Source organism: Streptococcus oralis, assembly GCF_026782375.1.
Classification (GTDB): domain Bacteria; phylum Bacillota; class Bacilli; order Lactobacillales; family Streptococcaceae; genus Streptococcus; species Streptococcus oralis_CL.
Map to the genome: position 1 here is coordinate 203,316 of NZ_JAKUWJ010000002.1, position 14,628 is coordinate 217,943.

The window sequence follows — 14,628 nt, forward strand, 5'->3', positions numbered from 1 at the left end:
AATACCATCGGAAAGAGCTGAAAAACGTGGACTTGTCCCTATTTCTCCATAAAAAGAAAAGGATTCTACGAATCCTTTTCTTGTATCGATGTTAGGCAATTTATTTGTTCAATCTTCTCTTTGCAAATGGTAGCAAACTAAGAAGGAGACTGATAAATCCGAGCGATCCGACTGCTGAGGTGTCTTGGCTTCCAGTATTTGGAAGGAGCGGCTCATCCGTTGCTGCAGGAGCTTTGTAAGTACGATCTTGTTTCGTACCGAGAGTAGAATTTGTAGCCAAAGGAACCGCACTGCCAGTATATTCTGGAACTTCGTTTACTGCTGGTTCAATCTTTTCAGCATAGGCTGGAATATTGGCTACTGCTGGAGCACCGCTTTCTGCATAAACTGGGACATTCGCTACTGCTGGAGCACCACTTTCTGCATAAACTGGGAAATTCGCTACTGCTGGAGCACCGCTTTCTGCATAAACTGGGACATTCGCTACTGCTGGAGCACCGCTTTCTGCATAAACTGGAACATTCGCTACTGCTGGAGCACCGCTTTCTGCATAGACTGGAACATTCGCTACTGCTGGAGCACCGCTTTCTGCATAAACTGGAACATTCGCTACTGCTGGAGCACCGCTTTCTGCATAGACTGGGAGTTCATTTACTGCAGCTTCTACCGCGTTTACACCTTGCTTGTATTCTGGCAATTCTGTAGTCGCAGCTTCAACTGCATTCACTCCACCTTTAAAGTCTTCAATTTCAAGAACAGCCGACATGACACTACTTAGAGTCTTAATGGCATCCTCATAGTCTGCCAATGCTTGTTGCAATTCTTTTACTTGATTATTTTCAACACCATTCATTTTTGAAATAGAGATTTGTTCTTTAATTTTAATAACTTTTTTCTCTAATTTCAAAAGTTCTTGTTTCTTGGTATTTGTTTCTGGACGCTTAGCTTCTTCTGCTTTCCTAGCTTCCTCTGCCTTCCTAGCTTCCTCTGCCTTCTTAGCTTCTTCGGCTTTCTTAGCTTCTTCTGCCTTCTTAGCTTCCTCGGCTTTCTTAGCTTCTTCTGCCTTCCTAGCTTCTTCCTCTTTCTTGGTTTCCTCGGCTGCTTCCTTGTCCGCTGCAGCAAGTGTGGCTTGGTCTTGGCTAGAAAGTTGAGAATGAGTCTTCGCTTCAGCTGGGGTGACCTGATCGCTTTCCTCTGCCAAGAAGTCAGCTAACAAGTCTGACGCTTCGATATCGCCATCTTCAATGGCTTTCAAGATAGCGTCCTTGCCAATCAATTCTTTAGCTGCTTTAATCGCAGCTTCTTTGTCAGTAATAGAGGCGTCTTTGTTGATGTCTTCGATTGTTGATTGTTCGATACTCTCAAGGATTGTCAACAATTCGCTATGGGCTTTGGCTTCTGCTGCCTTCTTAGCTTCTTCCTCTTTCTTGGTTTCCTCGGCTGCTTCCTTGTCCGCTGCAGCAAGTGTGGCTTGGTCTTGGCTAGAAAGTTGAGAATGAGTCTTCGCTTCAGCTGGGGTGACCTGATCGCTTTCCTCTGCCAAGAAGTCAGCTAACAAGTCTGACGCTTCGATATCGCCATCTTCAATGGCTTTCAAGATAGCGTCCTTGCCAATCAATTCTTTAGCTGCCTTAATCGCTGCTTCTTTGTCAGTAATAGAGGCGTCTTTGTTGATGTCTTCGATTGTTGATTGTTCGATACTCTCAAGGGTTGTCAACAATTCGCTGTGGGCTTTGGCTTCCTCAGCTGCTTCCTTGTCCGCTGCAGCGAGTTTGGCTTGAACTTGGTTAGAAAGTTGTGATTGAGTCTTCGCTTCGGCTGGTGTTACCTGATCGCTTTCCCCTGCCAAGAGGTCAGCTAACAAGTCTGACGCGTCAAGGTCACCTTCTTCGATAGCTTTCAAGACGGCGTCCTTACCAATTACTTCTTTAGCTGCCTTAATGGCCGCTTCTTTATCAGTGATAGAAGCATCCTTGTTCAGGTCATCAATTGTCTCTTGTTCAATTTTTTCTAAGGTAGCGAGTAAATCTGAACGAACTTTAGCGGCCTCAACCTGGGCCTCTTTATCAGCTTCATCTAACTTAGCTTGATCTTCATCTGTGAATTCTGAGACAGGCTCAGCTTCCGTCTTATGCTCGCTCGTATCTGCTGGCCAATCTACAATAACATCACCAATCTCCAAATCCTCATCTGCAATAGCCTTCAGAAGATCTTCTTTACCAATCTCTTCTTTGGCTTCTTTGATAGCCGCTTCTTTATCGGTGATTGAAGCGTCTTTTTTAATATCTTCAATTACAGCATTTTCAAGAGATTCTAGGGCTTGAACCAGAGCACCTGTCGCTTGAGAAACTTGTTCTTTGGCATCTTTTTCAGCCTGGTCTAGTAGAGCCTTCTCCTCAGTAGACAATTTTTTATTAGTTTGAACTTCAGGGCCTGTTACCACAGCCTTATCTTCTGCACCTTCTGGTAATTCAGCGATAATATTGTCTAAACTGAGCTCTCCAGACTCAAGGGTATCTGAAATATACAGCTTACCGATATATTCCTTCACAGCCTTAACTGCAGCTTCTTTGTCCTCAATCGCTTCCTTATCCTCGATATCACTGATAGCCTGCTCTTCTAACTCATCCAAAGCCTGCATCAATTCTTCTTTGGTCATCTTGGCTAGACTTGTTGCTTCAGGATTAGCTGGACTAGCGTTTTCTAATCCCTTTTCAGTTTGATCACCGCTCTCACCTTCTGGCGCAGTTTGTGGTTGTGTGGGAGTCGCTGCCTGCTCCTCTACTTTTCCCCCATCTGCCTTAACTACTGAAGGTTGTGAAACGAATACACCAGCTCCCAGAACAGCTGCACTTGCTAAACTCGTTAAAATAACTTTCTTCTTGCCCATTAGACAACGCCCCTCTTTTTACTTTTTGTAATTATTATATTATATTGTACATTCTTCGTCAACTCCTTTCCTAAACAACTCAAACTTCCATGATTAAATTGAGCAAATCAGATTCTCTCCCCATTACTATCGAGTTTGTGCCCATCAACTACTCTATTAACAGCTAAGGCCCCCGAAGAATCAACATAGTAATGTTTACCAGAGACTTGGAACCATTGACTGGCTTTCATCCGACCAGATTCCTCTAAATAATACCAAGTTCCCTTGTCTTTAAGCCATCCCGTCTGCATCTGACCCGTTGGTTTCAAGTAATACCAATGAGAGCCGTCTTTAACCCAGCCACTTGACATGACCCCATTTTCTTTTAAATGATACCAATTGCCATTGACCTTTTTCCATCCAGTCGCTAGTTTACCGTCCTCTTGGTAATACCAAACACTACCTTCTTTCTTCCAACCATTTTCTGAAGCGCTTAACTCCTCATACTGAACGTATCGTCTAGCACCACTGTAAGATAGATAGCTGAGCCATTTATGCCCATCTTTTTCAAGGATCTGATCGTAATGCACACTTTCCCCAGAATAGTAATAATCAATGACTTGTCCTTCGCTTGATGGTTGATTCCTAATTGGCATTTTTCTTGTGAAGACCATGGTCCCACTTGACGAAAATTCTAACCCGCGAGCTCCCTCGCTAACTCCACGACTTGAGGACAAATCCCTGAAATGAATAAACCCTGTCATGGTGCTAGCCTTAACTTTTCGACGGTTATACCTCTCTCGCACTCCATAGTTATACTCTTCGATCTCAATCGTATCCCCTAACACATTTGATACCCAGGCCACGTGCCCATAATAACCTTCTGTCGACCAAGCAATAGCCCCAACTTCTGGCTTAGTATCCACACGATAACCTTCTCTCCTTGCCCGATGTCCCCATTCATTCGCATTTCCGTAGGCAGGAGGAATCTCAAAGCCATTTACACTACTCAAACGAAAGGCCGCAAAAGATGTACACTGGCGAGAATACATCCGCCATTGATCGATTTCAACACTACCATTTTTGTAGTGAAGTGGATAGTCATCACCACGCGCTACACTGTCGGCCTGAACCGATTCCCCACCAAACAAAAAGGTACTCGTAACGAACAAAGTAGCCAGCCCTACACTCAACTGAGTACATCTACTCTTCTTAACTCCTGATTTAAAAAACGTCATTCATTCTCCTTAGTGATATAAATTTCCGAGGTTACCCTCGTTTATACTATTCGGGAGAAAAAGAAAAAAGTGAGCAAAGCTCACTTCATTTTATGATTCTTGGTCTAGATAGCGAATCAAGTTCTTTTCTGTCAAGATATCTGAGTAGGTGAAGGATTCGACATAGACATTGGCTTGTTTGTCTCCCTCAATATCCCCAAATTCAACGATAAATAGGGATGGATAAACCTCAATTAGCTTACCCAATCGATTTTTTTGGCGCTTACGGCCATTCTCCAAAGTCATTTCAACGACTTGTCCCTCATGCGCCTTGATCTCTTCTTTGATTTTTTTCATCTTGGCTACATCTGTAAATGCATCTGACATCTTATGCCTCCCTCTTTGAGATACTTGAAAATTTATTGTATTCTTTTTGGAAAATCAATTCCACCGTTCCACGAGCTCCACTACGGTTTTTCTCGATGATAACCTCTACCTTGTTATTTGGAATTCCTTCCTCTTCTTCACCCGCACGATCATAGTAGTCTTCACGGTATAGAAAGGCTACGATATCCGCATCCTGCTCAATGGAACCCGATTCACGAATATCAGACAAGACTGGTCTCTTATCCTGACGCTGTTCCACTCCACGAGATAACTGACTAAGAGCAATGACTGGAACCTTTAGCTCTTTAGCTAGGATTTTTAACTGACGAGAAATTTCAGAGACTTCTTGTTGGCGGTTCTCGCGACCAGTACCTGTAATAAGCTGTAGGTAGTCGATCAAAATCAAGCCTAGATTGCCTGTTTCTTGAGCCAGTTTACGTGAGCGAGAGCGAATTTCCGTGATCCGAATCCCTGGTGTATCATCGATATAGATACTCGCGTTGGCTAGGTTCCCTTGAGCAATGGTATACTTTTGCCACTCCTCATCAGTCAATTGACCTGTACGGATAGAATGGGACTCCACTAATCCTTCGGCCGCCAACATACGGTCTACTAGACTTTCCGCACCCATTTCCAGTGAAAAGATGGCAACCGTCTTGTCCAACTTAGTCCCGATGTTCTGCGCAATGTTTAAAGCAAAGGCTGTCTTACCAACCGCTGGTCGCGCCGCTAGAATAATTAATTCCTCCTCATGGAGACCTGTCGTCATATGATCCAAATCACGGTAGCCCGTTGCAATACCAGTGATATCCGTAGTTTGTTGTGACCGAACTTCTAGGTTCCCAAAGTTGATATTCAGAATATCTCGAATATTCTTGAAACCACTACGATTGGCGTTTTCACTGACATCAATGAGTCCCTTCTCAGCCTGAGCGATGATTTCATCTGCAGGCTTAGAAGCCTCATAAGCTTGGTTGACAGACTCTGTCAACTTGGAAATCAAGCGACGTAGCATAGCCTTTTCCGCTACAATTTTAGCATAATATTCCGCATTAGCTGAAGTTGGTACCGAGTTGACGATTTCAACAAGATAGGACAAGCCACCAATATTTTGGAGATCGCCTTGGCTATCCAAAATCGTTCGAACCGTCGTCGCATCAATCGCTTCCCCACGATCCGACAAATCTACCATCGCTTGGAAAATCAACCGATGAGCATACTTAAAGAAGTCGCGAGAATCAATATATTCTCGGACAAAAACGAGCTTACTCTCATCTATAAAAATAGCCCCAAGAACAGATTGTTCTGCTAAAATATCCTGAGGTTGAACTCGCAGTTCCTCTACTTCTGCCATCCGACTTTCCTTCCTTTTACAATCTTGTCAAGAAGTTGTAAACTTAACCTTCTTTTACACGAAGATTGATGACACTTGTAACATCTTGATAGATCTTCACTGGTACATCAATCAAACCTACTGCTCGAATTGGTGCTTGCACTTGAATATTGCGTTTGTCAATCTTAATACCAAACTGCTTTTGCAATTCTTCTGCAATTTTCTTGTTAGTGATGGAGCCAAATGTACGGCCATCTGGTCCAACCTTTTCAACAAACTCTACAACTGTTTCTTCTGCTTCAAGCTTAGCCTTGATGGCTTTTGCTTCAGCAATCATTTCAGCATGAGCCTTTTCTTCTGATTTTTGTTTTCCACGCAACTCACCCACTGCTTGAGCAGTCGCTTCCTTGGCCAAATTCTTTTTAATCAGGAAGTTTTGAGCGTAGCCAGTTGGCACTTCCTTGATTTCGCCTTTTTTCCCTTTTCCTTTGACATCTGCTAAAAAGATTACTTTCATTCTTCTTTCTCCTTTTCCTTTTGTTCATCCAAGACAAGTTGAGTCAATTTTTCTCCTGCTTCTGACAGACTCATATTCTCGATTTGCGCAGCAGCTAGATTAAAGTGACCACCGCCACCCAACTCTTCCATAATGCGTTGCACATTGATTTTACTGCGACTTCGAGCCGAGATAGAGATAAATCCTTGTGTATTTTTCGCTAGAACGAAGCTGGCTTCAATACCAGACATGCCCAACATAGCATCGGCAGCCTTACTGATAACAACTGTGTCATAAGACATTGAGTCCTTAGCTTGGGCAATCAAGATATCTGAACCTAGCTTATGACCTTGTAAAATGAGTTCATTTACCTCACGGTATTCTTCAAAATCTGTCGCAGCAATCTCCTGGATCGCGATGCTGTCGCTTCCACGTGTTCGAAGGTAGCTAGCCACATCAAAAGTTCGACTCGTTACTCGAGACGTAAAGTTTTTGGTATCCAGCATCATACCAGCCATCAAAACACTGGCCTGCATACGACTTAAACGATTTTTCTTAGAATTTTGGAACTGAATCAATTCTGTGACCAACTCACTCGCACTACTTGCTCCACTTTCGATATAGGTAATTACAGCATTCTCTGGAAAATCCTGATCACGTCGATGATGGTCAATGACAATGGTTTGCGTGAATAGATCATAAAAACCTTTGGACAAGGTCAAAGCTGTCTTGGAATGATCTACTAGAATCAACAAAGAGCGCTTTGTAACTAGCCTCATCGCATCAGACAGAGGCAAGAGCTTGGTGACTCCCTCTTTTTCCAAGAAGTTGATAGCCCGCTCGATATCTGGCGACATTTGATCTGCATCGTAGACTGCATAACTGTCTTCTGTAATATTGCTCGCAAACAACTGCATACCAACAGCAGATCCCAAAGCATCCATATCTAGATTTTTATGACCGACTACAAAAACTTGGTCAACACTTCGAATCTTATCAGAAATGGCTGTCATCATGGCTCTGGTACGTGTACGAGTACGTTTGATAGATGCAGCAGTTCCTCCACCAAAGTAGACAGGATTCTTGGTTTCGTTATTTTCCTTGACCACCACCTGATCACCACCGCGAACTTCTGCTAAGTTCAAGTTTAGAAGAGCAACTTTTCCTATCTCATCATGATTTCCATCACCATAAGAAAATCCCATACTTAAAGTCAAGGGCAATTGTCTCTGTTTCGACTCTTCGCGGAAAACATCAATGACAGAGAACTTATCATTCATCAATTCCTCAAGCACGGTATAATCAGTAAATAGATAAAATCGATCCATCCCCACGCGCCGAGAAAACATGGCATACTTCTCCGTAAACTCCGATACAAAGTTGGCCACAAAACTATTGATATGACTGATATCCGAGTCAGAAGTCGCATCTTCTAAATCATCGTAGTTATCGACCGAGATGACTCCAATCACTGGTCGACTCGTTACCAACTCGACAGTTGCTTCGTATTCCCCTGAAACGTCAAAGAAATACAGGACACCTGAAGCCTTGTCCATATGAACGGCATAGCGTGTTTCCCCCAAGGTGGCGTAAGAACCAGGGTTCCCCACCGAAGCTTTGATGATGGTTTGAATCAATTCGACATCAATTTCGCCTTCTTCAGTAGTCAAAATCAACTCAGCATAAGGATTAAACCACTCTACTTCGCCAGTAGATAGGTCTAATTTCAGAACACCAACCGGCATTTGTTCGAGCAGCGTGTTTAAGCTATCTTCCGCTTGATGATTTACGTATTGAATTTGTTCAATTTCGCTCTTTTCATACTGTTTTTTTTGCCAGACAAATAAAAGCAGATAAAGAAGTACAAATAAAAACAAGACACTGATTGTTACAACATTATTTTGTGAAAAAATAATCAGCATTGTTAAGGTTCCGAAAGTTACAAGCCCTAGTAGAATCGCAGAATTCGGAGTTAAATTATTTTTTTTCATTCTAAACCTCTTGCGCATTATTATATCACAAATGCCCTTAAAAAGCGACCTTTTAAAAGAGGTAAACCTTCCTTTTATTGAGAATTTCATATAGTTTTAGACGAAAAAAGGAGGATAAGCTAACCATCCTCCCGCACATCTATATACTCCGGTTACTGTCACTTAACGTTCAACGATGAGGGCTGTTCCCATCCCTCCTCCGATACAGAGAGTAGCTAAACCAGTTTTAGCATCACGTTTCATCATCTCATGTACCAGAGTCACTAGGATACGGCAACCTGAAGCCCCAATTGGGTGACCAAGAGCAATCGCACCACCATTGACATTGACAATATCGGTATTGAAGCCAAGCGTTTTCCCAACCGCACAAGCTTGAGCAGCAAAGGCTTCATTTGACTCGATCAAGTCGAGATCATCAACTGTCAAATTGCCTTTTTCAAGAGCTTTACGGGTCGCATAAATCGGTCCACATCCCATAATCTTAGGATCCAAACCTGCACTTGCATACGAACGAATGCGAGCAATGACTGGAAGTCCCAATTCTTCAGCTTTTTCAGCACTCATGACCAAGACAGCTGCCGCTCCGTCATTGATACCTGAGGCATTTCCCGCTGTAACAGAACCGTCTTTTTTGAAAACAGGACGCAGCTTAGACAGACTCTCCAAGCTAGCATCTTTTCTAGGAAATTCATCTGTATCAAAGACGATAGGATCGCCTTTACGTTGAGGAATGACCACCGGAACAATCTCTTCCTTAAAGCGTCCAGATTCTATAGCCGCCACTGCTCGTTTTTGTGATTCCAAAGCAAGCGCATCTTGATCATCCCGGCTAACACCATATTCTGCGGCCACATTCTCAGCTGTAATCCCCATATGGTATTCGTTAAAGGCATCAGACAAACCGTCCTTAATCATGGTATCTACCACTTTCGAATCTCCCATACGGCCACCCCAACGGAAGCTTGGCAAAACATATGGAGCCTGGCTCATGTTTTCTGCACCACCAGCCACGACAATATCTGCATCTCCGCACTGAATCGCTTGAGCAGCTAACTGCACTGCCTTCAAACCGGAACCACAAACCTTATTAATGGTAAAGGCTGGTGTAAATTCAGGAAGCCCAGCATGAATACTCATTTGGCGAGCCACGTTTTGGCCTAAACCTGCGCCTAGGACATTCCCCATAATCACTTCATCTACCTGCTCTGGTTTAATATTCGCTTTTTCCAAAGCACTCTTAATTACCAAAGATCCCAAATCAACAGCAGAAACATTCTTCAAGCTCCCGCCAAAGGAACCTAAAGGTGTTCGCACTGCCGAAACAATAACTACATCTTTCATGACTACCTCCATTAAGTCTAGGAAATAAAAATTTTTCTTAAGTCTTTAAACCAAAAATTCCTAAAAAAAAACATTACAAAATCGTTATCAAAGAACTATTTTAAAATGCAAAAGTGGTTTACACTGGTGTAAACCACTTTGATAAAAACCTTTTCTTATGATTCTTTTACTTCGAGCAAACCAACTTCACCATCTTCACGACGATACAAAACATTTGTTGTTTGATCTTCTACGTCTACATAGATAAAGAAATCATGTCCCAACAAATCCATTTGAAGAAGCGCTTCTTCTAAATCCATTGGTTTTAAATCAATTTGTTTTGAACGAACTACTTTTGGTTGCACAACATTTGCATCTTCAACTAGGGCATCTGTAAAGAGTTGGCTTGTCGCAACTTTATTTTTATTTTTACGTTCAATTTTTGTTTTATTTTTACGAATCTGACGTTCAATTTTATCAGTTACAAGATCGATAGAGCCATACATATCTTGAGAAATATCTTCTGCACGGAGAGTAATAGATCCAAGTGGAATCGTTACTTCAACTTTTGCTGTTTTTTCACGGTAAACTTTCAAATTCACACGTGCATCCAACTCTTGCTCAGGTTGAAAATACTTTTCGATCTTTTCGAGTTTAGAAACTACATAATCACGAATCGCTTCTGTTACTTCTAGGTTTTCACCACGGATACTATATTTAATCATATAAGTACCTTCTTTCTAAACATTTTTGTTTTTCTAACTATATTATAGCGTTTTCATTTTCATTTTGCAAATTTTTTCCTCATCTTACAAGGGAAAAAGTTTTAACATCCAAAGCTCCTGCTTCTTCAAAAAGACGCTTCACACGATTGACAGTCGCACCTGTTGTATAGATGTCATCAATAACCAAAATTTTCTTAGGAAGAGGGTCTTCAGTTTTTATAAAAAATGGAATTTCGGTAGCTAATCGTTCCGAGCGATTTTTAGAAGAACTAGCCGTCTCTTCTCTTTTCCCTAGTAAATCTTGAAAAGAAAACCCTGCTGCCTCAACCAAACCTTCAACCTGGTTAAATCCCCTCTCAAGCAATCTTTCAGGACTTAGGGGAATGACAACAAATTGATAGTCTCCATACTTTTTCAATTCATTAGCTAAAACAGGAGCAAAAACCTTTCTAAGTAGAAAATCCCCATCAAACTTATATTGACTAAAGAAGTCTTTCATAGCTTGATTATAGGTGAAGATTGCATTATGATCGACTTGAATCCCTTCTTTACACCAAAATTTACAATCTTGACACATAGTTGACAGACCTGTTTTCATACAGTTCGGGCAATAGTCCTCACCAATTTTCTCAAAAGTAGACTCACAATCTGAACAAAGATGGTTGTTCTCATTCTTAAACAGCAAAAGGTGACTAAATGTCAAGTCACTCTTTATTGTCTGTCCACATAATAAACAGTTCATAAGCCTGCCTCCTTGTTCATCTGCTTAATTTCCTTGATTGCTTTTTTAATGGAAACATTTAATCCATCATGAAAGAAGAGCAATTCACCAGTCGGTCTATCCATACTGCGCCCAACTCGCCCTCCAATCTGAATCAAGCTAGCCTTGGTAAAGAGACGATGATTAGCTTCTACAACAAAAACATCCACACACGGAAAGGTGACCCCACGCTCCAAAATTGTTGTACTAATAAGGATTGTCAACTCCCCATCTCGAAAAGCTTGTACCTGCTCTAATCGATCTACTGTAACAGAGGACACAAAACCAATATTCTCATTCGGGAACTGCTCCTGCAGGATTTCTTTCAACTTCTCACCTTTCTGAATTTCTGATGCAAAAAGCAGTAATGGAAAACCGGTCCTCCTCTGTTTCTCTATATAGGTTTTTAACTTTGGAGATAACTGACTCTTATCTAAATAACAATTAAAATCCGATAACCAAACTGGCTTTGGAATAATCAATGGATTTCCATGAAATCGTCTTGGCAAGCTTAACCTTTTTAATTCTCCAGTGCGAACCTTTTTATCTAACTCATCTGTAGAGGTCGCTGTAAGAAATATCCTTAACCCCTCCTCCTTTACACATTTGTTTACAGCATAGTAAAGAACAGAGTTGTCAACATAAGGAAAGGCATCTACTTCATCCACTATCAGCAAGTCAAAAGCATGATAAAATTTTAACAGCTGATGAGTCGTTGCAACAACTAGTGGTGTTCGAAAATAGGGTTCTGACTCACCATGAATTAGTGCTATCTCACAAGCAAAGTCATTCTGCAGTCGTTTATACAGCTCCAAACACACATCAATTCGAGGGCTGGCTAAACAAACTGCACCACCTTCATTAATCACTTTAGCCACAACTTGATAAATCATCTCTGTCTTTCCCGCTCCTGTTACAGCGTGAACCAAGGTTGGCTCTTGCTTGTCTACCGCTTGAAGAAGTCCCTCTGAAACTTTTTCTTGAAAAGGTGTTAACTGACCACGCCATTTGAGGACGTCTTGCTTAGGAAAATCCTCCTGCGGAAAATAGTATAAAGCTTGATCACTCCTGACCCTCTTCATCAATAAACACTCCCTACAATAGTAAGCACCTACAGGTAAATGCCATTCTTCTAGAATACTACTATTACAACGTTGACAAAACAGTTTCCCTTTCTCTTTTCTCATTGCCGGCAGTTTCTCAGCCATCTGACGTTCTTCTTTCGTTAATTCTTTCTCAGTAAACAAGCGACCGAGATAGTTTGGATTTACTTTCATACTTCTTTATTCGTAAAAATATAGCGCTTTAGGTAATTTTTTAGTACAATTAAATCATGGAATTTAGAACAATTAAAGAGGACGGGCAAGTCCAAGAAGAAATCAAAAAATCACGCTTTATCTGTCACGTAAAGCGTGTCTATAGTGAAGAAGAAGCTCGTGACTTTATCACTGCTATCAAAAAAGAACACTACAAAGCCACCCATAACTGCTCTGCTTTTATTGTAGGGGAACGCAGTGAAATCAAGCGTACGAATGATGATGGTGAGCCTAGTGGTACTGCTGGAGTCCCTATGCTTGGCGTCTTAGAAAATCATAATCTTACCAATGTCTGTGTAGTAGTTACTCGTTACTTTGGTGGAATTAAGTTAGGCGCTGGCGGTTTGATTCGCGCTTACGCAGGAAGTGTAGCCTTGGCTGTCAAAGAAATAGGCATTATTGAAATCAAAGAGCAAGCTGGCATAGCCATTCAGATGTCTTACGCTCAGTATCAAGAATATAGCAATTTTCTTAGAGAACATAAACTCGCGGAAATCGAGACAAACTTTACAGATCAAATCGATACCATAATTTATGTTGATAAGGAAGAGAAAGAAAATATTAAGTCTGCTCTTGTAGAGTTTTTTAATGGAAAGGTTACTTTAACGGATCAAGGTTTACGAGAAGTTGAAGTTCCTGTAAACTTAGTGTAAATAAAGGAGAAATACATGGCGTTTGGGAAATTTATTCAAGGACTTGCTGGTAACTTCAGTGAGCAAAACAAAGAAGCTCTTATCAAAGAATATGGTCAATACCTACTAGAGAATGAAGAAATCCAAAGTGGATATAAGCTCATTCGTGACGCAATCATCTTTACAAATATTCGTATCATCTTTACAGATAAGCAAGGCGCTACTGGTCGCAAGATGTCTGTTAAGTCACTCTTTTTGATGAACATTGTCAACGTTGAAATGGAAACTGCGGGAGCAGGTATAGACGATAGTGAGATTACGATCACTTATTTAGAGAATGTCTTTCTAAAAGCACATAATGAGCATTTTAGTTACCACAAATTTGAATTTCCTAAGAAAACGGATATTCTTCCCCTTTACAGCTATTTACTAGAACTTGCTTATCACAATCGATTGAAATTTAATGGCTTAGATCTTTGATATAAAAAAATCCTATCGCTTCGATAGGATTTCTATATTTTACAAATAGCCTAGAGCACGTTATACTAGAATCATCTTATACAAAGAGGTATATCTATGACTATCTACAATAATATTACTGAACTAATCGGACAAACACCAATTGTTAAACTTAACAACATTGTTCCAGAGGGTGCTGCAGACGTCTATGTTAAACTAGAGGCCTTTAACCCAGGATCTTCAGTCAAAGATCGTATTGCCCTTAGCATGATTGAAAAAGCTGAGCAGGATGGCATTCTAAAACCCGGTGCTACTATTGTTGAAGCAACAAGTGGAAATACTGGAATCGGTCTTTCATGGGTTGGTGCTGCTAAAGAATATAAAGTTGTTATCGTCATGCCAGAAACGATGAGTGTGGAACGACGTAAGATTATCCAAGCCTATGGCGCTGAACTCGTCCTTACACCTGGTAGCGAAGGTATGAAAGGTGCGATTGCCAAAGCCCAAGAAATCGCAGCTGAACGCGATGGTTTTCTTCCACTCCAGTTTAATAATCCAGCTAATCCTGAAGTACACGAAAGAACAACAGGAGCTGAAATACTAGCTGCTTTTGGTTCTGATGGACTAGATGCCTTTGTGGGTGGTGTTGGTACTGGTGGAACGATTTCAGGCGTTTCACATGCACTTAAAGCAGCAAATTCTAATATTCAAATTTTTGCAGTTGAAGCTGATGAATCTGCTATTCTGTCTGGCGAAAAACCAGGACCTCACAAAATTCAAGGTATCTCAGCTGGATTTATTCCTCAAACACTTGATACAGAAGCCTATGACGGTATCGTCCGTGTAACATCAGATGATGCTCTTGCACTTGGTCGTGAGATTGGCGGAAAAGAAGGCTTCCTTGTTGGGATTTCTTCCGCTGCAGCGATTTACGGGGCAATTGAGGTTGCCAAAAAATTAGGTGCGGGTAAGAAAGTCCTTGCTTTAGCACCAGATAACGGCGAACGTTATCTGTCTACAGCACTCTATGAATTTGAAGTGTAGTCTCCTAAATGCACTTAGCCCTTATTAAAGGGCTTTTTGTTTACTCACTCTAAAATAAAAAAAGGAAGCAAATTGCTTC

The 14,628-nt window shown here is 41.3% G+C and carries 13 protein-coding genes; 3 read left to right on the forward strand and 10 right to left on the reverse strand.

Annotation, left to right across the window (positions count from 1 at the left end):
* Positions 1-100: 100 nt before the first annotated feature.
* From MK409_RS06595 to MK409_RS06640, 10 genes are all read right to left on the reverse strand, one after another.
* Positions 101-2,890: an SIALI-17 repeat-containing surface protein gene (locus tag MK409_RS06595; protein WP_268705741.1), complete on the reverse strand. Its 2,790-nt coding sequence runs from the start codon at positions 2,888-2,890 to the stop codon at positions 101-103.
* A 107-nt stretch (positions 2,891-2,997) separates the two neighbouring features.
* Positions 2,998-4,107 carry an SH3 domain-containing protein gene (locus MK409_RS06600; protein WP_268705742.1) on the reverse strand — a complete coding sequence of 370 codons (1,110 nt, stop codon included), beginning with the start codon at positions 4,105-4,107 and terminating at the stop codon, positions 2,998-3,000.
* A 90-nt stretch (positions 4,108-4,197) separates the two neighbouring features.
* A complete protein-coding gene (locus tag MK409_RS06605; RefSeq protein ID WP_268705743.1) occupies positions 4,198-4,473 on the reverse strand; it encodes a Veg family protein in 276 nt (91 codons plus the stop codon).
* 1 nt (position 4,474) lies between these two features.
* Positions 4,475-5,827 (reverse strand): replicative DNA helicase, encoded by a 1,353-nt coding sequence (gene dnaB, locus MK409_RS06610; protein WP_268705744.1) that lies wholly within the window; start codon positions 5,825-5,827, stop codon positions 4,475-4,477.
* A 43-nt stretch (positions 5,828-5,870) separates the two neighbouring features.
* Positions 5,871-6,323 carry a 50S ribosomal protein L9 gene (gene rplI / locus MK409_RS06615; protein WP_000864211.1) on the reverse strand — a complete coding sequence of 151 codons (453 nt, stop codon included), beginning with the start codon at positions 6,321-6,323 and terminating at the stop codon, positions 5,871-5,873.
* The gene (locus MK409_RS06620) at positions 6,320-8,293 is read right to left on the reverse strand and encodes a DHH family phosphoesterase (RefSeq protein ID WP_268705745.1); all 1,974 of its coding nucleotides are present in this window, start codon (positions 8,291-8,293) and stop codon (positions 6,320-6,322) included. The genes rplI and MK409_RS06620 overlap by 4 nt, the downstream gene beginning before the upstream one ends.
* A 162-nt stretch (positions 8,294-8,455) precedes the next feature.
* On the reverse strand, positions 8,456-9,634 hold the full coding sequence (locus tag MK409_RS06625) for an acetyl-CoA C-acetyltransferase (protein ID WP_268705746.1): 1,179 nt from the start codon (positions 9,632-9,634) through the stop codon (positions 8,456-8,458).
* 155 nt (positions 9,635-9,789) lie between these two features.
* Complete coding sequence (hpf, locus tag MK409_RS06630) at positions 9,790-10,338, reverse strand: ribosome hibernation-promoting factor, HPF/YfiA family (RefSeq protein WP_000599111.1); 549 nt, start codon at positions 10,336-10,338, stop codon at positions 9,790-9,792.
* Positions 10,339-10,417: 79 nt separating this feature from the next.
* On the reverse strand, positions 10,418-11,080 hold the full coding sequence (locus tag MK409_RS06635; RefSeq protein ID WP_268705747.1) for a ComF family protein: 663 nt from the start codon (positions 11,078-11,080) through the stop codon (positions 10,418-10,420).
* Positions 11,077-12,375 (reverse strand): DEAD/DEAH box helicase, encoded by a 1,299-nt coding sequence (locus MK409_RS06640; protein ID WP_268705748.1) that lies wholly within the window; start codon positions 12,373-12,375, stop codon positions 11,077-11,079. The genes MK409_RS06635 and MK409_RS06640 overlap by 4 nt, the downstream gene beginning before the upstream one ends.
* 56 nt (positions 12,376-12,431) lie before the next feature.
* Here MK409_RS06640 and MK409_RS06645 point away from each other — a divergent pair, with 56 nt between their 5' ends.
* From MK409_RS06645 to cysK, 3 genes are all read left to right on the forward strand, one after another.
* Complete coding sequence (locus MK409_RS06645; protein ID WP_268705749.1) at positions 12,432-13,067, forward strand: YigZ family protein; 636 nt, start codon at positions 12,432-12,434, stop codon at positions 13,065-13,067.
* Between the two features lie 15 nt (positions 13,068-13,082).
* Entirely contained in the window at positions 13,083-13,526 is a 444-nt protein-coding gene (locus tag MK409_RS06650; RefSeq protein WP_268705750.1) for a PH domain-containing protein, read from the forward strand.
* Between the two features lie 96 nt (positions 13,527-13,622).
* On the forward strand, positions 13,623-14,549 hold the full coding sequence (cysK, locus tag MK409_RS06655; RefSeq protein WP_268705751.1) for a cysteine synthase A: 927 nt from the start codon (positions 13,623-13,625) through the stop codon (positions 14,547-14,549).
* Positions 14,550-14,628: the final 79 nt, after the last annotated feature.